Source organism: Streptomyces sp. NPDC107538 (assembly GCF_055657445.1).
Window position 1 is genome coordinate 71,466 of sequence record NZ_JBVKAY010000002.1, and the last position, 17,530, is coordinate 88,995.

Sequence of the window (17,530 nt, forward strand, 5' to 3'; positions counted from 1 at the left end):
CCGCGTCAGGCCACCGTGCTGCTGGACTCGGCGGGCTGGCTGGCGGTGGGCGCGCCGGCGGTGTTCGTGGTGCCCGGGTCGGTCGGGTTCGTCGGGTCGTCCGTCGGCTCCCCGGTGGGGTCGTCCGTCGGCTCACCCGTCGGGTCGTCCGTGGGCTCGCCGGTCGGGTCGTCGGTCGGCTCGCCGGTGGGGTCCGTGGACGGGTCGTCGGACGGCGTCGGCTTGGGTGAGGTCTTCGTCGGGGTCGGCGACGGCTTGCCCGTCGGGCCCTCCGTGCCGGTCGGGTTCTCCGAAGGCCCCGCCGAGTCCGTAGGCGTCGGGTCGTCCGATGTGCCGTAGGTGCCGTCGGGGCCCGGGTCGGTCGGTTCGGGGACGGTGCCCGGGGTGTTGTCGTCGTCGCCTGCCTTGGGGCGGTCGGCGACGAGGCCGCCGTCGTCGACGCCCTCGCTCGCGGAGGGGTTGACGCCGACCTTGTCCGCCGGGGCGCCCCCGTTGCCGTCGGAGGTCGCGCCGAGGGTGACGACCGTGCCGAAGACCGCGGCGAGCAGCGCACCCGCTCCCACGGCCACCAGATTGCGCCGGGCACTGCCGATGACGCCCTTGAGACCACCGGCCTTGTGCGCGGGCGCACCGGCCCCCGGCCGGTAACCGACCAGCGTCGTCTCACCGTTCTCCGCAGACGCGCCCGCCCCGCCGAAGCCCGTCGACGAGTACGCGGACGGGACACCGCCGGGCGGGGACGCGGACTCCTCGTGCCGGGCGTCCGGGACCTCCTCCCCCGCCGCCGTACGCCCGCCGGGCGGCGTCGCCCCGGAGCGGTCGGCGACCAGGGCGAGGGCCCGGCGGCCGGCGACGGTGCCGCGCTTGTCGGCTAGGACGTTGCGCAGCCCGATGGAGGCCTCCAGCTCGGCCCGGGCCCGCTCCAGCTGCCCGCAGCAGAGCGCGAGGACGCCCAGCTCATGGTGGAAGTAGGCCTGCTCGCCGGTCTCCCCGGCGAGCCCGGCCGCCTCCGCGCCGGCCCGCAGCGCCCGCTCCCAGGCGCTCCAGCGCAGCCCCGCCGCGAACGCGGGCGCCGCCTGCCGGGCCAGCACCACCGCGGCGCTCTCCTCGTCCTCGCCGACCGGTGCCGTGACGGGCACCAGCGCGGTGAGGGCGGCCAGGACGGCGTCCGCCTCGGCCGCGACCCGCTCGGGGGTGACCGAGGGGTGCCCGGCCCACCAGGCGTAGTGCTGGGCGGCGGTGTGGGCGCGGGTCTCGGCGTCGTCGGCGTACCCGGCGGCCACCAGCTGGGTCCGTACCCCGGCGGCGAGCCGGTAGCGGGCGCCGACAGGTGTCACCAGGGCGCAGCCGACCAGCTCGCCGAGGGCCGCGTCGGCGTGGGTGTCGCCGACGAGGGCGGGCAGATGCGCCTGGTGCGGGACCTCACCGCCGAGCGCGACGGCGAACCGGAGGGTCTCGCGGGCCGAGGGGCTCAGCCGGGACGCGAGCAGCGCGGCGGGCGCGGCGCCCTCGGCGAGCGAGGGCAGGGGTATGGCGTGCTCGTCGGGGACGGCGTCCGCGGGCGGGTCGAAGGGGGCGTCGACGGGCGGCGCGTCCTGGAAGACTCCGAACTCGTCGACGGCGTCCGCGCCGGCCCGCTGCCGGTCCCGCTGCCGGAGCAGGGCCCCGGCCTGGGTGAAGCGCAGCGGCAGTCCCTCGGACTCGAACCAGAGGTCACCGGCCCAGTTCGACTCGTCCTCGGTGAGCACCCGCCCGACGGCCCGTTCCAGGAGCTGTTCGCTGCCGGCCCGGTCGAAGCCGCCGAGCACGACCTCCTCCAGGGGAGCGTCGGGGGACGGCAGGGGGACGTCGGGGGTGGCTCCGATCAGGAAGGCGCACTCGGGGGTCGCGTCGAGCAGTTCGTCGAGCGCGATGCCGCCGAACTCCAGGTCGTCCAGGACCACGACCGCGCCGATGTCCCGGACGATGTCGAGCATCTGCTGCCGGCCGGGCCGGAACAGGGATGTGCTGTACACGGCTGCGAACAGTTCGTACAACAGGTCGTCGACCGTGCGCCGGAAACCGCTCAGCCGGACGACACCGTCGGGTGCCAGATCCGCGCAGTCCTCGGCGACGGCGTCGAGGAGGGCGGTACGTCCGGAACCGGCGGCTCCGCTGAGGCGGACCGAGCGGCCGCGGGCGAGGAGCCGTACGAGCCGCTCTCTCTCGTCGGTGCGGTGGAGCAGGGGCAGCCGGGGCAGCGAGGGGCCCGGGGGCACCGGCGGCCGGGCGGCGCGGTCGATCGCGGCGCGCTCGGAGGGCAGGTGCTTCATGGGCTGACCAGGCAGTTCGCCCGGTGGGCAGGTCTCGATCTCGCTGCCGTCGACGGGGTTGACGGTGAGCAGGAAGTCGCCGGAGACAAGCTGGACGGTGCGGGCGAGTGCCGGGGCGTGCCGGTCGAAGTCCTGCGTCAGCGCATCACGTGCTGACCGCTTGTTCGGCGCCTGTCCGTCGTCCTGGCCGTACTCTTCGGGTCCCCGGGTGTTCGGGTCCATCGGTTCTAGCCCCCCAAAAGCGTCTCGTGTGCTGGAGCCCCTCCCGGCCGTGTCGCACACCGCGCTGTCGCTTCTGGTCCGGAACCCGCGTGAGGGTAGCTGGCAGCGGGCAGCCGAACCCTAAACCTTCGCACAGTATCTCCGACAGTCCGGGGTCCCGCGCCGTCCGAGACGTCACAGTCTCGTGAGGATTGGCCGTGTGGTGCGTTTCGCCCCCATGGTCCCCAGGTGGTCGCCGACGGTTCCCCAGGGTGGCCCGCACACACAGACCCATACGTACGGGCCCGTACACGCGTTCACACTCTGGGCAACGACTCCAGACCGATACCGCCCTCGATCGCCAGGATCCGGTGCAGCCGGGTGGCCACGAGCAGCCGCTGCATCTGCGGTGGCACATCGCGCAGCACCAGCCGCCGTCCGCACCGTCCCGCCCGCCGGTGGGCTCCCATGATCACCCCGAGTCCGGTGGCGTCCCAGGAGTCCAGCTCTGACAGGTCGAGCACCAGGTCGCCGGCTCCGTCGTCGACGGCCGAGTGCAGGACCGTACGGGCGTCCGCCGCGCTGCGTACGTCGAGGCGGCCCCCGACGACCAGCTCGGCGTGGTCGCCCCTGATGTACATAAGCGCTCCCCGTGAGTGCGTCTCGTACTCCGTGATGTGTGATGCAACGTCTGACGGTGTTTGACACCGACAGGTTGCCGTCTGTGAGCGAACCGATACCGAATTCACCTCAAGGGGTGAGGTCGGAGAGGCTCATGCGTTCACATGCGTGGGAAGGGCCGCCCGTGAAGCGTGCGCCGGCGTCCGCCGGGTCCGCGTCAGTAGGTGTAGAAGCCCTGCCCGCTCTTGCGTCCGATGTCACCGGCGTCCACCATCCGGCGCATCAGCTCCGGAGGGGCGAACTTCTCGTCCTGGGACTCGGTGTAGATGTTGCTCGTGGCGTGCAGCAGGATGTCGACGCCCGTCAGGTCGGCCGTGGCCAGCGGTCCCATCGCATGGCCGAAGCCCAGCTTGCAGGCGAGGTCGATGTCCTCGGCGGTGGCGACGCCCGACTCGTACAGCTTCGCCGCCTCGACGACGAGGGCGGAGATGAGACGGGTCGTCACGAAGCCGGCGACATCGCGGTTGACGACGATGCAGGTCTTGCCGACCGACTCGGCGAACTCCCGTGCGGCGGTGAGCGTCTCGTCACTCGTCTTGTAGCCGCGGACCAGTTCGCACAGCTGCATCATCGGCACCGGTGAGAAGAAGTGGACGCCGACGACGCGCTCGGGCCGCTCGGTGGCCGCCGCGATCTTGGTGATCGGGATGGCGGAGGTGTTCGAGGCGAGCACGGTGTCCTCGCGGACGACCTTGTCGAGGGCCCGGAAGATCTCGTGCTTCACTTCGAGCTTCTCGAACACCGCCTCGACGACGATGTCCGCGTCGGCCGCCGCGTCGAGATCGGTGGTGGCGGTGATCCGGCCCAGCGCCGCCTCGGCGTCCCCGGCCGCCAACTTGCCCTTGCTGACGAACTTGTCGTACGACGCCTCGATGCCGCCGATGCCACGGTTCAGCGCCTCGTCGGTGACATCGCGCAGGACGACGTCCCAGCCCGCCTGCGCGGACACCTGGGCGATACCGGACCCCATGAGTCCGGCTCCGATGACGGCGAGCTTCCGTGCCACTGTGCGACTCCCCTGGTACACGCTGTTGATGTCTGGCCTCTCCGGCGGACACTAGCGCTCGTGAGGGGGCATGTGACCCGGAAGTAATGCGTGTCACGTCTCAAGGCCTGAGACAGTGGTCACGTCTCAACTGACGGACTTGGCGATCCTCCCGGCAGCCGGAGCCGCAGGATTCCATCCTCCGAGGATGGCGCGCTAATACCTTGCGGGTTCACGCTGGTTGACGCTTCACAGACCGGCTTACGCCGAGGTCTCCACGTCCTGTGACCCGCATGCCCGCGGGCCAGTGTGTTTTTCGCGCCTACTGTATCGGCGTGTTCGCGATGACCACAGGCCATGCACACGAACTTCGCTTGGCTCTCGCGGTTGTCCGGGTGCACGTGCCCGCAGGCGAAACACGTCAGTGAGGTGTAGGCCGGGTTCACGGTACGTACGGTGGTCCCTTTGTGCCGGGCACGACTCCGCACTGCCAACTCGAAGGCATGCCAACCCTTTTCCAGGATGGCACGGTTCAACCCCGCCTTCTGGCGTACGCGGCTCCCGGGCTCGGTCACCGTTCCCCTAGCGGTGGACGTCATGCTCGTGATGTTGAGGTCTTCCACCACCACGAGGGCATTGCCGTTGACGATCCGCCGAGCCGTCTGCGCGTGGAAGTCCCGCCGGCGTTCGCGGAGCCTGCTCATCATGGCCCTCATCTTCACCCGGCAGGCCTTGCGTCGCTCGGATCCTCTCCTCGTACGGGCGAACTGGCGTTGGAGCCTCCGATAGCGTTCAGCCTCGCCAGGGGTCATGAAGGCACGGTCGAAGAAACGGCCGTCACTCGTAGCGGCCATGATGACCACCCCTCGATCCACTCCGATCCTGCCGCGTTCCAACGAGACCTTGGGCTCCGGCACCCCGGTCTCCACAAGGAAGCTGATGTACCAATGTTTGCCGTCACGGGACACAGTGGCCGACTTCACCGCACCACCTAGCGGGCGGGACCAGCGGAAAGCCACCCAGCCGAGCTTCGGCACGTGCGCCCGGCCCCGCTTGCGTCCCAGTCGCTCCACGGAGAGATGCCTCGGATCCGGAAATCGGAACGAAGGCTGCCATCGGTGCTTGGACTTCCAGCGCACTCCGTAGGTGCCGTGCGTTCGGCATGCCGTGTCCAGGTCACGCAGGGTTTGCTGAAGAATGTGCGACGGCGCGGTTCTCAGCCATGGGTGTTCCGCCTTGGCCTCGGCCATCTCACGAGCTTGTTGCACATACCCGATGCTCACACCCCGGCGCCGATACTCCCTGCGCTGCTCGAGCCCGATGTTCCAGACCGCCCTGCAGATACTCCCGTACTCCTCGGCCTGTTCGGCTTGCCCAGGCGTGAGTGTGAGCCGGTATTTCCTGCCGACCAGCACGACCCCACCCCTTCCGCTGGACACCAGCCGATCGTCATTTGCACAACGACACCACCCAGCTCCAGGACGCGGGTGCGATGCAAGAACAAATGCACAGCAATGAACCGTCTACATTGGCGCCATGGTCAATCTGACGCGCATCTACACCAGGACCGGCGACAAGGGCACCACCCACCTCGGGGACATGAGCCGGGTGGCCAAGACCGATCCGCGGATCTCGGCGTACGCGGACGCCAACGAGGCCAACGCGGTGCTCGGCACCGCGATCGCACTGGGCGGGCTGGACGAGGAGATCGTCAAGGTGCTCGTGCGGGTGCAGAACGACCTGTTCGATGTCGGGGCCGACCTCTCCACGCCCGTCGTCGAGAAGCCCGAGTTCCCGCCGCTCAGGGTCGAGCAGTTCTACGTCGACAAGCTGGAGGCGGACTGCGACCGCTTCAACGAGCGGCTGGAGAAGCTGCGCTCCTTCATCCTGCCCGGCGGCACCCCCGGCGCGGCCCTGCTGCACCAGGCCTGCACGGTCGTACGGCGGGCCGAGCGCTCCACCTGGGCGGCGCTGGAGGTCCACGGCGACACCATGAACCCGCTCACCGCGACCTACCTCAACCGCCTCTCCGACCTCCTGTTCATCCTCGCGAGGACGGCGAACAAGGAGGTCGGGGACGTGCTGTGGGTGCCGGGCGGGGAGCGCTGACCCGCTCGCCCAGCGCTCCCCCGGTCCCTGCGATCAGCGGGACACCTTCTCGGGTGCCGGGGCCTTCTCCGGCTCCGGCGCCTTCTTCGGCCAGATCGTGTACGTGAGGGCGATCAGGCCGTGGATGCCCGCGATCCGTAGCGCGGTCCACTGGAACGACCTCAGCGAGTCGACGTTCCCGTCGGCGCCCACGTACCAGACGGCCAGCTGGAGCAGGGCCAGTGCCACCCCGGTCGCCACCAGCGTCCGGGTCCAGAGCTTCCCCTCGTGGCGGGCGCGGGCCAGGCCGTACTTCGGTGGGCCCTGCGGCTTGGGTCCGCCGGCCAGGCGGTGGGCCGCGTGGCCGTCCAGCCATTTGATCAGGTAGTGGCCGTACCCCACGGTGAAGCCGATGTAGAGCGCCGCCACGCCGTGCTCCCAGCTGGGCTCGGCGCCGTTCTTCAGGTCGATCGCGGTCACGACGAACAGCACCAGTTCGAGTACGGGCTCGCAGAGCAGCAGGACGACACTGGCCCGGCGCTTGTTCAGTAGGTAGCGGACGGCCAGGGCCAGCGCCAGCAGCACCCAGAAGCCGACCTCACAGGCGATGATCAACGCGACGATCACGACGCACTCCTTTCGGTCACGCTTCCAGGCTCCCGGGCCCCGGCGCCGGAGTCGTCGTCGGCGGTGACGAAGTCGCGGTACATCGAACGATGCAGTCCAGGACCGTTCCCGGGCATCAGGCGGCGGGGTCCCGTCCCGTGTTGGATGGAGGGCATGGCCGTACGACTCCCCCGCCCGCCCCGCATCGACGTGTCCATCGCCGTCGCCGGTCTCCTCGGCGGTCTGCTGCTGTGGGGCCTGGGCCTCACCACGCGCACGGCCCACGACGGGATCGTGGTGTTCGAGGGCTACTGGTGGGTGCTGCCGCCGCTGGTCGTGACCGCCGGCTGCGAGGCGCTGCGCAGCACCATGCCGCGCACGGCCCTGCTGGTCGGATGGGCGGCCCTGACCCTGGAGACCATGACCCGGGGCAGTCTGCTCACGGTGCTGATGTTCACCGACCTGGTGTACGCGGCCGTGCTGTACGGCCCGGCCGCCACGGCCCGCCGGATCCCCTGGATCGCCGGACTGGTCACGGTGGCCTTCACGGTGGTGCCCCTCTGGGCCTTCCGGAAGCCGGACGCCCTGCTGATCGGGCTGGTCGTCGGGCTGGTCTCGCTGATGCCCGCCGCCACCGGCTGGATCGTCCGCAACCACCGCGACGCCGCCGAGGCCGCCCGGCTGCGCGCCGAGCAGACCACCCTGCTCGCGGAGATGGACCGCGCCCAGGCCGTCGTGTCCGAACGCGCCCGGATGGCACGGGAGTTGCACGACATGGTCGCCAACCACCTCTCGGCGATCGCGATCCACTCCACGGCCGCGCTCTCCCTCGACGACCCGGACACCTCCAAGGAGGCCCTCGGGGTCATCCGGGAGAACAGCGTCGAGGGGCTCGCCGAGATGCGCCGGCTGATCGGCATCCTGCGGGACTCGCACGACGACACCGAGCCGGCCGCCGCGCCCACCCTCGACGGGCTCGGCGCGCTCGTGGACACCGCCCGCACCAACGGCCTCGACGTCACCCTCGACACCGACCACGGCGACACCCTCCCGGCGCCCGTCGAAATGGCGGCCTACCGGATCGTCCAGGAGTCGCTGACCAACGCCCTCAAACACGCCTGCCCCGGCCGGGTCACCGTCGCGCTGCGGCAGACGAACGGCTCGCTCGGCATCACCGTGACCAGCCCGTACGGCGACCGCGACCACCCGAGCGCGCCCGGTTCCGGCGCCGGTCTGGTCGGGATGCGGGAGCGGGTCGCCCTGCTCGGCGGCACGTTCGAGGCGGGCCCCGAGAGCGCGGGACCCGAGAGCGCGGGACCCCAGGGCGCGGGCCCCGAGAGCACAGGCCCCGACGGCTCGGGGCGCGGCAAGATCTGGAGGGTCCGCGTCACCCTCCCCGTCACCGAAGGAGACCCCGCATGATCCGTGTCCTCGTCGCCGAGGACCAGTCCGCCGTACGGGCCGGGCTGGTGCTCATCCTGCGCAGCGCGCCGGACATCGAGGTGGTCGGTGAGGCGGCGGACGGGGAGCGGGCGGTGGCGCTCGCCCGGGAGCTGCGGCCCGACCTGGTGCTGATGGACGTACAGATGCCGCGTCTGGACGGGGTGTCGGCGACCCGTCAGGTCGTCACCGAGGGGCTGGCCGACGTCCTCGTGCTGACCACCTTCGACCTCGACGAGTATGTGTTCGGGGCGCTGCGGGCCGGTGCCGCCGGTTTCCTGCTGAAGAACACGGAGGCGAGGGACCTGATCGAGGCGGTACGGGCGGTGGGGCGCGGCGAGGGTCTGATCGCCCCGGCGGTCACCCGGCGGCTGATCGCCGAGTTCGCCGCCAAGCCCGTACGCGAGCCCACCGTCGACCCGGCGGTCCTCGACTCCCTGACCCGGCGGGAGCGGGAGGTCCTCTCCTGTCTGGGCGAGGGACTGTCGAACGCGGAGATCGCCGGGCGGCTGGACATGGCCGAGGCGACGGTGAAGACGCACGTCAGCCGACTGCTGGGGAAGCTCGATCTCCGGAGCCGGGTGCAAGCGGCCGTCCTGGCCCAGGAGTTGGGGGCCTGACCGCAGCCGCCCCACCCGGGGTGTCCCGCATGAGCACACTGGTCCAGACCCATTGACCTATGGTCCAGACCTTTCTATTCTCAGCCGCACTGCGCCACGTCATGCTCATGCTCATGCTCATTCGCAGCACAAGACACCCCACAAGGAGGCGCACATGCGCTTCAGGCAACGCGCCATAGCGGGTCTCGCCACCCTTCTCCTCCCCCTGGCCGGACTGGTCGGTCTCGCCACCCCCGCCCAAGCGGCCACCTCGGCGACCGCCACCTACGCCAAACCCCAGGACTGGGGCTCCGGCTTCGAAGGCAAGTGGACCGTCAAGAACACCGGGACGACCACCATCAGCTCCTGGACCGTCGAGTGGGACTTCCCCTCCGGCACCTCCGTCACCTCCGCCTGGGACGCGGACGTCACCTCCTCCGGCACCCACTGGACCGCCAAGAACAAGTCCTGGAACGGCACCCTCGCCCCCGGCGCCTCCGTCTCCTTCGGTTTCAACGGGAGCGGCTCAGGCTCCCCTTCGAACTGCAAGCTGAACGGCGGCAGTTGTGACGGCGGCCCGTCCGTCCCGGGTGACGCGGCCCCCTCCGCCCCCGGCACCCCGACCACCTCGGCCGTCACCGACACCTCGGTGAAGCTCAGCTGGTCGGCGGCCACCGACGACAAGGGCGTCAAGAACTACGACGTCCTGCGCGGCGGCACCAAGGTCGCCACCGTAACCGGCACCACCTACACCGACACCGGCCTGACCGCCGGCACCGACTACTCGTACACCGTCCAGGCCCGCGACACCGCCGACCAGACCGGCCCGGTGAGCGGCGCGGCCTCCGTCCGGACCACCGGCGGCGGAACCGACCCGAACCCCGGCGCGAAGATCAACCTGGGCTACTTCACCGAGTGGGGCGTCTACGGCCGCAACTACCACGTGAAGAACCTGGTCTCCTCGGGCTCCGCGGCCAAGATCACCCACATCAACTACGCCTTCGGCAACGTCAAGAACGGCCAGTGCGTGCTGGACGACGCCTACGCCGCCACCGACAAGGCGTACACCGCCGACCAGTCCGTCAGCGGCACCGCCGACACCTGGGACCAGCCGCTGCGCGGCAACTTCAACCAGCTCCGCCAGCTCAAGGCCAAGTACCCGCACATCAAGGTGCTGTACTCCTTCGGCGGCTGGACCTACTCCGGCGGCTTCGGCCAGGCCGCGCAGAACCCGGCCGCGTTCGCCAAGTCCTGCAAGGCCGTCGTGGAGGACCCGCGCTGGGCCGACGTCTTCGACGGCATCGACATCGACTGGGAGTACCCGAACGCCTGCGGTCTAACGTGTGACACCAGCGGACCGGCGGCCTTCAAGAACCTGATGTCCGCCCTGCGCACCGAGTTCGGCTCGAACTACCTGGTCACCGCTGCGATCACCGCCGACGGCTCCTCCGGCGGCAAGATCGACGCGGCCGACTACGGCGGCGCCGCGGCCTCGCTGAACTGGTACAACGTGATGACGTACGACTACTTCGGCGCCTGGGCGACCACCGGCCCGACCGCTCCGCACTCCCCGCTGACCTCGTACTCCGGCATCCCGACCGCCGGCTTCAACTCGGCCGACGCGATCGCCAAGCTGAAGGCGAAGGGCGTCCCGTCCTCGAAGCTGCTGCTCGGCATCGGTTTCTACGGCCGCGGCTGGACCGGCGTCACCCGGTCCGCCCCCGGCGGCACGGCGACCGGCGCGGCCACCGGCACCTACGAGGCGGGCATCGAGGACTACAAGGTGCTCAAGAACTCCTGCCCGGCCACCGGCACCGTCGCGGGCACGGCCTACGCGCACTGCGGCGCCAACTGGTGGAGCTACGACACCCCGGCCACCATCGCCGGAAAGATGACCTGGGCCAAGAACCAGGGCCTCGGCGGCGCCTTCTTCTGGGAGTTCAGCGGCGACACCGGCAACGGAGAGCTGGTGAACGCGATCAGCAACGGGCTGAAGTAGCCACTACCAGGAACGACTAGGCGACATTGACGCGCTGACCGGGCGGGGCTGCCTCCAGCCAGGCAAGGAAACCGGTCAGCGCGTCCTCGCTCATCGCCAGTTCCAGCCGGGTCCCGCGGTGCAGACACGCGAGGATCACGGCGTCGGAGAGCAGCGCCAGCTCCTCCTCGCCCTCGGGGGTGCGGCGCCCGGCCACCTCGATCGCCGAGCGCTCCAGGACCCGGCGGGGGCGGATCGAGTACGAGAAGACGCGGTACCACTCGATACGGTCGCCGTTGTAGCGGGCGACCCCGTACCCCCAGCCCTTGCCGTTCTCGTCGCTGCCGGGTTTCTCCGGGGCCTCCCAGCGCAGGCTGCAGTCGAAGGTGCCGCCGGAGCGCTGGATCAGCCGTCGGCGCAGTCCGAAGACGAAGAGCCCCACCACCACGAGCGCGATCACCGACCCGCACACAGTCAGAGCGAGGACCATCGACACCGACCTCCTCGTCTCCTGGGTAACGGAACTGCTAGGTAATGAAAGGTAAAAAACACCCCTATTTGCCTCAGCCGCGGCTGGGTCGGGATGAGGACATCCAGACCCAGCCGCGGCTGAGGTACAGCATCACACGGCGTACGCGCTCAGCGCGCACCCGCCGTACGCAGTCGTACATCCGCGCGGCGCTCGGCGGCGGCGTCGCCCTCCGCCTTCGCACGCTCCAGCTCTCGCTCCGCGCCCTGGACGTCGATCTCGTCGGCCAGCTCGGCGACCTCGGCCAGCAGGGACAGCTTGTTGTCCGCGAACGAGATGAAACCGCCGTGCACAGCGACGACGACCGTGCCGCCGTCACTGGTACGGATGGTCACCGGGCCCGACTCCAGCACACCGAGCAGCGGCTGGTGACCGGGCATGACGCCGATGTCGCCGGACGTGGTACGGGCGACGACCAGGGTGGCCTGGCCGGACCAGACCTCTCGGTCGGCCGCGACCAGCGCGACGTGCAGCTCAGCAGCCAAGGTGGCTCCTCGGGTCACCACCCGGCGCCTCGGCCGGGTGTTGGGTCAATTCTAGAGGGAGTACAGAGAGGGGCGGGACGCACCCCATGAGGTGTGGCCTCGCCCCTCACTGTTCACAAGTCGCCGGGCGTCAGCTGACGCCGAGCTCCTTCGCGTTCTTCTTCAGGTCCTCGATACCACCGCACAGGAAGAAGGCCTGCTCGGGGAAGTGGTCGTACTCGCCGTCGATGATCGCGTTGAACGCGGTGATCGACTCGTCCAGCGGGACGTCCGACCCGTCGACGCCGGTGAACTGCTTGGCGACGTGGGTGTTCTGGGACAGGAAGCGCTCGACGCGACGGGCACGGTGGACGGTGAGCTTGTCCTCCTCGCCCAGCTCGTCGATACCGAGGATCGCGATGATGTCCTGGAGGTCCTTGTACTTCTGCAGGACCGTCTTGACGCGCATCGCGGTGTTGTAGTGGTCCGCCGCGATGTAGCGGGGGTCCAGGATGCGGGACGTGGAGTCCAGCGGGTCCACGGCCGGGTAGATGCCCTTCTCGGAGATCGGACGGGAGAGAACCGTCGTCGCGTCGAGGTGGGCGAAGGTGGTGGCCGGGGCCGGGTCGGTCAGGTCGTCCGCGGGGACGTAGATCGCCTGCATCGAGGTGATCGAGTGACCACGGGTCGAGGTGATGCGCTCCTGGAGGAGACCCATCTCGTCGGCCAGGTTCGGCTGGTAGCCCACCGCGGAGGGCATACGGCCGAGCAGGGTCGACACCTCGGAACCGGCCTGGGTGAAGCGGAAGATGTTGTCGATGAAGAACAGCACGTCCTGCTTCTGCACATCGCGGAAGTACTCCGCCATGGTCAGACCGGCGAGGGCCACGCGCAGACGGGTGCCCGGGGGCTCGTCCATCTGACCGAAGACCAGGGCGGTCTTGTCGATGACGCCCGAGTCGGCCATCTCCTCGATGAGGTCGTTGCCCTCACGGGTGCGCTCACCGACACCGGCGAACACGGAGACACCGTCGTGGTTGTTGGCGACGCGGTAGATCATCTCCTGGATGAGCACCGTCTTGCCGACGCCGGCACCACCGAACAGACCGATCTTTCCACCCTTGACGTACGGGGTGAGAAGGTCGATGACCTTGACGCCGGTCTCGAACATCTCGGTCTTCGACTCGAGCTCGTCGAAGTTCGGGGCCTTGCGGTGGATGCCCCAGCGCTCGCCCGAGTACTTCTCGTCGGTGTTCAGCACCTCACCGAGGGTGTTGAACACCTTGCCCTTGGTGAAGTCGCCGACCGGCACCGTGATGGAGGCGCCGGTGTCGGTGACCGGGGCCTGGCGGACCAGGCCGTCGGTGGGCTGCATGGAGATGGTGCGGACCAGGCCGTCACCCAGGTGCTGGGCGACCTCCAGGGTCAGCGTCTTCTTCGCGCCGTCCTCGGCCGGGTCGGCCACCTCGACGTGAAGGGCGTTGTAGATGTCGGGCATGGCGTCGACGGGGAATTCCACGTCGACGACCGGGCCGATGACCCGGGCGACGCGGCCCGTGGCAGCGGCCGTCTCAACTGTCGTCGTCATTACCTGTCACTCCCCGCGTTCGCGTCGGCGAGGGCTGCGGAGCCACCGACGATCTCGCTGATTTCCTGGGTGATTTCGGCCTGGCGGGCCGCGTTGGCAAGGCGGGAGAGCGTGTTGATCAGCTCGCCCGCGTTGTCGGTGGCCGACTTCATCGCGCGGCGGGTGGCGGCGTGCTTGGAAGCGGCCGACTGGAGCATCGCGTTGTAGATACGGCTCTCGACATAGCGCGGCAGCAGGGCGTCGAGGACGTCCTCCGCCGACGGCTCGAAGTCGTACAGCGGAAGGATCTCGCCCTTCGGCGCGGCCTCGGCCGCCACCTCGTCGAGGCTGAGCGGCAGCAGCCGGTCGTCGAGCGCCGTCTGCGTCATCATCGAGACGAACTCGGTGAAGACGATGTGGAGTTCGTCCACCCCGCCGGCCGCCGTGTCCTTCTCGATGGCCTCGATCAGCGGAGCGGCGACCTTCTTGGCGTCCGCGTAGCTGGGCTCGTCGGTGAAGCCCGACCACGACTCCACGACCTTGCGCTCGCGGAAGTTGTAGTGGGCCAGACCGCGGCGGCCGACGATGTACGTGTCGACCTCCTTGCCCTCCGCCTCAAGGCGCGCCGTCAACTGCTCGGCGACCTTGATGGCGTTGGAGTTGAAGGCGCCGGCCAGTCCGCGGTCGCTCGTGAGGAGCAGCACCGCGGAACGGGTCGCCGTCTCCGCCTCCGTGGTCAGCGGGTGCTTGGTGTTCGAACCGGTACCGACCGCCGTGACCGCGCGGGTGAGCTCGGTCGCGTACGGCGTGGAGGCCGCCACCTTGCGCTGCGCCTTGACGACACGCGAGGCGGCGATCATCTCCATCGCCTTGGTGATCTTCTTGGTCGCGGTGACGGATCGGATGCGACGCTTGTAGACCCGGAGCTGGGCTCCCATGAGTCAGGTCCCTTCCTTACGTCACTTGGAGACGTTGACGGCCGGGGCGTCCTCGCCGAGCAGCTTGCCGTCCGCGGTCTCGAACTGCTTCTTGAACTCGGCGATCGCGTCGGCGACAGCGGTCAGGGTGTCGTCCGACATCTTGCCGCCCTCCTTGATGGAGGTCATGAGGCCCTGCTCCTTGCGGTGCAGGTACTCCAGCAGCTCCTTCTCGAAGCGGCGGACGTCGGAGACGGGGACGTCGTCCATCTTGCCGGTGGTACCGGCCCACACGGAGACGACCTGGTCCTCGGTCGGCATCGGCTGGTACTGCGGCTGCTTGAGCAGCTCGACCAGACGCTGACCACGCTCCAGCTGCGACTTCGACGCGGCGTCCAGGTCGGAACCGAAGGCGGCGAACGCCTCCAGCTCGCGGTACTGGGCGAGGTCGAGGCGCAGTCGGCCGGAGACCTGCTTCATCGCCTTGTGCTGCGCGGAACCACCGACTCGGGAGACGGAGATACCGACGTTCAGCGCGGGGCGCTGACCGGCGTTGAAGAGGTCCGACTCCAGGAAGCACTGGCCGTCGGTGATGGAGATGACGTTGGTCGGGATGAACGCCGAGACGTCGTTGGCCTTCGTCTCGACGATCGGCAGACCGGTCATCGAGCCCGCGCCGAGGTCGTCGGAGAGCTTCGCGCAGCGCTCCAGCAGACGGGAGTGCAGGTAGAAGACGTCACCCGGGTAGGCCTCACGGCCCGGCGGGCGGCGCAGCAGCAGCGACACGGCGCGGTAGGCGTCGGCCTGCTTCGAGAGGTCGTCGAAGATGATGAGGACGTGCTTGCCCTCGTACATCCACTGCTGACCGATGGCCGAACCGGTGTACGGCGCCAGGTACTTGAAGCCGGCCGGGTCGGACGCCGGGGCGGCGACGATGGTCGTGTACTCCAGCGCGCCGGCCTCTTCCAGGGCGCCACGCACGGAGGCGATGGTCGAGCCCTTCTGGCCGATGGCGACGTAGACGCAGCGGACCTGCTTGTTCACGTCACCGGAGCGCCAGTTGTCGCGCTGGTTGATGATCGTGTCGACGGCCAGGGCGGTCTTGCCGGTCTGACGGTCACCGATGATCAGCTGACGCTGGCCGCGGCCGACCGGGGTCATGGCGTCGACGGCCTTGTAGCCGGTCTCCATCGGCTCGTGCACCGACTTACGGGCCATGACGCCGGGAGCCTGCAGCTCCAGGGCACGGCGGCCGGACGTCTCGATCTCGCCGAGGCCGTCGATCGGGTTGCCGAGCGGGTCGACGACGCGGCCGAGGTAGCCCTCGCCCACGGCGACCGACAGCACCTCGCCGGTACGGCTGACCGGCTGGCCCTCCTCGATACCGCTGAACTCACCGAGGACGATCGCGCCGATCTCGCGCTCTTCCAGGTTGAGCGCGAGGCCGAGGGTGCCGTCCTCGAACTTCAGCAGTTCGTTGGCCATGGCCGAGGGAAGACCCTCGACCTTCGCGATGCCGTCGCCGGCAAGCGTGACCGTACCGACCTCTTCGCGCGAGGCCGCGTCCGGCTGGTACGACTGGACGAAGTTCTCCAGCGCGTCCCGGATCTCCTCCGGCCGGATCGTGAGCTCCGCCATCTGGGTTCCCTGCTCTCCTTGTTGGGCCCGAAGTTTCACTTTGGGGGGATGGGGACTCCCCCCTGAAAGAGGTGAATCCTCTGCACGGCCCAACCGGGCCGCAGACATACGTACGTACTGCTGTACTGCTACTTACTGCTATGAAGTTTGTGCTAGCTCGCCAGTCGGCGGCCGGCGTCCTCGAGTCGGTCCGAGATCGAGCCGTTGATCAGCTCGTCGCCGACCTGGACCCGGATCCCGCCGAGGACCTCGGGGTCCACATCGAGGTTGAGGTGCATGGCTCGGCCGTAGAGCTTCGCCAGGGCGGCGCCGAGGCGGCGCTTCTGCGCGTCGCTCAGCGGGACCGCCGAGGTGACGACGGCGACCACGCGGTCCCGGCGCTCGGCGGCGAGCTTGGACAGGGAGTCGAGTCCCGCCTCCAGGCTACGTCCACGCGGCGCGGTCACGAGGCGCGTCACCAGACGCTCGGTGGTGGCCTTGGCGCGGCCGCCGAGCAGGCTGCGCAGCAGCTCGCCCTTGGCGGACGCACCGGCGGCACGGTCGGTCAGCGCGGCCCGCAGCTCGGTGTTCGAGGCGACGATCCGGCCGAACCGGAACAGCTCGTCCTCGACGTCGTCGAGCGTGCCCGACTGCTGCGCGGCGGTGAGGTCGGCGACGTCGGCCAGCTGCTCCAGCGCGTCCACCAGGTCGCGGGGCTGCGACCAGCGGGAACGCACCAGGCCCGACACCAGGTCGGCGGTGGTCGCGCCGACCTGGCCGCCGAGGATGCGGCCGACCAGCTCGGCCTTGGCCTCGCCGGACTGCGCCGGGTCGGTGAGGACCCGACGCAGCGACACCTCGCGGTCGAGCAGCGCGGTGACGGCGGCCAGCTCGTCGCCGAGGACCGTCGCGTCGACGGACGTGGAGTCCGTCAGCGCGTCGAGACGCTCACGGGCGGCTGCCAGGGCCTCGCGGCTCGCTCCGTTCATCGCGCGGCCTCGGCCTTCTCCTCGAGGTCGTCGAGGAAGCGGTCGATGACGCGGCTCTGCCGGGCGTGGTCCTCAAGGGACTCGCCGACGAGCTTGCCGGCCAGGTCGGTGGCGAGCTTGCCCACGTCCTGACGCAGCGCCGAAGAGGCGGCCTTGCGGTCGGCCTCCAGCTGCGAGTGACCGGCGGCGATGATCTCCTCGCGCTGCCGCTGGCCTTCCGCACGCATCTCGGCGATGAGCGTGGCGCCCTGCTCCTGCGCCTCCTGGCGCAGCCGCGCGGCCTCGTGCCGAGCCTCGGCGAGCTGAGCCTTGTACTGCTCCAGCACGCTCTGGGCCTCGACCTTCATGCGGTCGGCCTCTTCGATACCGCCTTCGATCGCGTCGCGGCGCTCTTCCAGAACCTTGTTGATGTTCGGGAGCGCCTTCTTCCAGAAGAAGAAGAACACGATGGCGAAGGCGATGGCGCCCACGAGCAGCTCGGGGCCGGGCGGGACGAGCGGGTTCTGCTCTTCCCCGGCCGCCAGCTGTACCAGGTTGGCGATCACATCAGTGCCTCT

General features: G+C 69.7%; 16 protein-coding genes. 4 read left to right on the forward strand and 12 right to left on the reverse strand.

The window, feature by feature from the left end; genetic code table 11:
• Window positions 1–5 precede the first annotated feature (5 nt).
• The 4 genes from ACZ7MG_RS06170 to ACZ7MG_RS06185 form a co-directional block, all read right to left on the reverse strand.
• Window positions 6–2,534 (reverse strand): ATP-binding protein, encoded by a 2,529-nt coding sequence (locus tag ACZ7MG_RS06170; RefSeq protein ID WP_471395281.1) that lies wholly within the window; start codon window positions 2,532–2,534, stop codon window positions 6–8.
• Window positions 2,535–2,830: 296 nt separating this feature from the next.
• Complete coding sequence (locus ACZ7MG_RS06175) at window positions 2,831–3,154, reverse strand: STAS domain-containing protein (protein WP_033526497.1); 324 nt, start codon at window positions 3,152–3,154, stop codon at window positions 2,831–2,833.
• Window positions 3,155–3,351: 197 nt separating this feature from the next.
• Window positions 3,352–4,200, reverse strand: a complete 849-nt coding sequence (locus ACZ7MG_RS06180; protein ID WP_471395280.1) for a 3-hydroxyacyl-CoA dehydrogenase family protein — start codon at window positions 4,198–4,200, stop codon at window positions 3,352–3,354.
• 119 nt (window positions 4,201–4,319) lie between these two features.
• On the reverse strand, window positions 4,320–5,594 hold the full coding sequence (locus ACZ7MG_RS06185) for an RNA-guided endonuclease InsQ/TnpB family protein (RefSeq protein ID WP_471395279.1): 1,275 nt from the start codon (window positions 5,592–5,594) through the stop codon (window positions 4,320–4,322).
• A 121-nt stretch (window positions 5,595–5,715) separates the two neighbouring features.
• Between ACZ7MG_RS06185 and ACZ7MG_RS06190 the strand changes: the two genes are divergently transcribed.
• Window positions 5,716–6,288 (forward strand): cob(I)yrinic acid a,c-diamide adenosyltransferase, encoded by a 573-nt coding sequence (locus ACZ7MG_RS06190; protein ID WP_471395278.1) that lies wholly within the window; start codon window positions 5,716–5,718, stop codon window positions 6,286–6,288.
• A gap of 33 nt (window positions 6,289–6,321) precedes the next feature.
• On the opposite strand, the gene ACZ7MG_RS06195 is transcribed toward ACZ7MG_RS06190, so the two are convergent.
• Complete coding sequence (locus ACZ7MG_RS06195; RefSeq protein ID WP_471395277.1) at window positions 6,322–6,894, reverse strand: hypothetical protein; 573 nt, start codon at window positions 6,892–6,894, stop codon at window positions 6,322–6,324.
• A 153-nt stretch (window positions 6,895–7,047) separates the two neighbouring features.
• On the opposite strand from ACZ7MG_RS06195, the gene ACZ7MG_RS06200 reads away from it, so the two are divergent.
• From ACZ7MG_RS06200 to ACZ7MG_RS06210, 3 genes are all read left to right on the forward strand, one after another.
• A complete protein-coding gene (locus ACZ7MG_RS06200) occupies window positions 7,048–8,295 on the forward strand; it encodes a sensor histidine kinase (RefSeq protein WP_471395276.1) in 1,248 nt (415 codons plus the stop codon).
• A complete protein-coding gene (locus ACZ7MG_RS06205) occupies window positions 8,292–8,933 on the forward strand; it encodes a response regulator (protein WP_471395275.1) in 642 nt (213 codons plus the stop codon). Before ACZ7MG_RS06200 ends, ACZ7MG_RS06205 begins: the two co-directional genes overlap by 4 nt.
• 154 nt (window positions 8,934–9,087) lie before the next feature.
• Complete coding sequence (locus tag ACZ7MG_RS06210; RefSeq protein WP_471395274.1) at window positions 9,088–10,911, forward strand: glycosyl hydrolase family 18 protein; 1,824 nt, start codon at window positions 9,088–9,090, stop codon at window positions 10,909–10,911.
• A 16-nt stretch (window positions 10,912–10,927) separates the two neighbouring features.
• On the opposite strand, the gene ACZ7MG_RS06215 is transcribed toward ACZ7MG_RS06210, so the two are convergent.
• The 7 genes from ACZ7MG_RS06215 to ACZ7MG_RS06245 form a co-directional block, all read right to left on the reverse strand.
• The gene (locus tag ACZ7MG_RS06215) at window positions 10,928–11,380 is read right to left on the reverse strand and encodes a DUF2550 domain-containing protein (RefSeq protein ID WP_383992426.1); all 453 of its coding nucleotides are present in this window, start codon (window positions 11,378–11,380) and stop codon (window positions 10,928–10,930) included.
• A gap of 149 nt (window positions 11,381–11,529) precedes the next feature.
• The gene (locus ACZ7MG_RS06220) at window positions 11,530–11,904 is read right to left on the reverse strand and encodes a F0F1 ATP synthase subunit epsilon (RefSeq protein ID WP_086757555.1); all 375 of its coding nucleotides are present in this window, start codon (window positions 11,902–11,904) and stop codon (window positions 11,530–11,532) included.
• A gap of 130 nt (window positions 11,905–12,034) precedes the next feature.
• Window positions 12,035–13,471: a F0F1 ATP synthase subunit beta gene (gene atpD, locus ACZ7MG_RS06225; protein ID WP_275456076.1), complete on the reverse strand. Its 1,437-nt coding sequence runs from the start codon at window positions 13,469–13,471 to the stop codon at window positions 12,035–12,037.
• Window positions 13,471–14,388, reverse strand: a complete 918-nt coding sequence (locus ACZ7MG_RS06230; protein ID WP_471395273.1) for a F0F1 ATP synthase subunit gamma — start codon at window positions 14,386–14,388, stop codon at window positions 13,471–13,473. Before ACZ7MG_RS06230 ends, atpD begins: the two co-directional genes overlap by 1 nt.
• Before the next feature lie 21 nt (window positions 14,389–14,409).
• Entirely contained in the window at window positions 14,410–16,005 is a 1,596-nt protein-coding gene (atpA, locus tag ACZ7MG_RS06235) for a F0F1 ATP synthase subunit alpha (protein WP_471395272.1), read from the reverse strand.
• 152 nt (window positions 16,006–16,157) lie between these two features.
• Entirely contained in the window at window positions 16,158–16,973 is an 816-nt protein-coding gene (locus tag ACZ7MG_RS06240) for a F0F1 ATP synthase subunit delta (protein WP_471395271.1), read from the reverse strand.
• On the reverse strand, window positions 16,970–17,518 hold the full coding sequence (locus tag ACZ7MG_RS06245) for a F0F1 ATP synthase subunit B (protein WP_471395270.1): 549 nt from the start codon (window positions 17,516–17,518) through the stop codon (window positions 16,970–16,972). Before ACZ7MG_RS06245 ends, ACZ7MG_RS06240 begins: the two co-directional genes overlap by 4 nt.
• Window positions 17,519–17,530 lie beyond the last annotated feature (12 nt).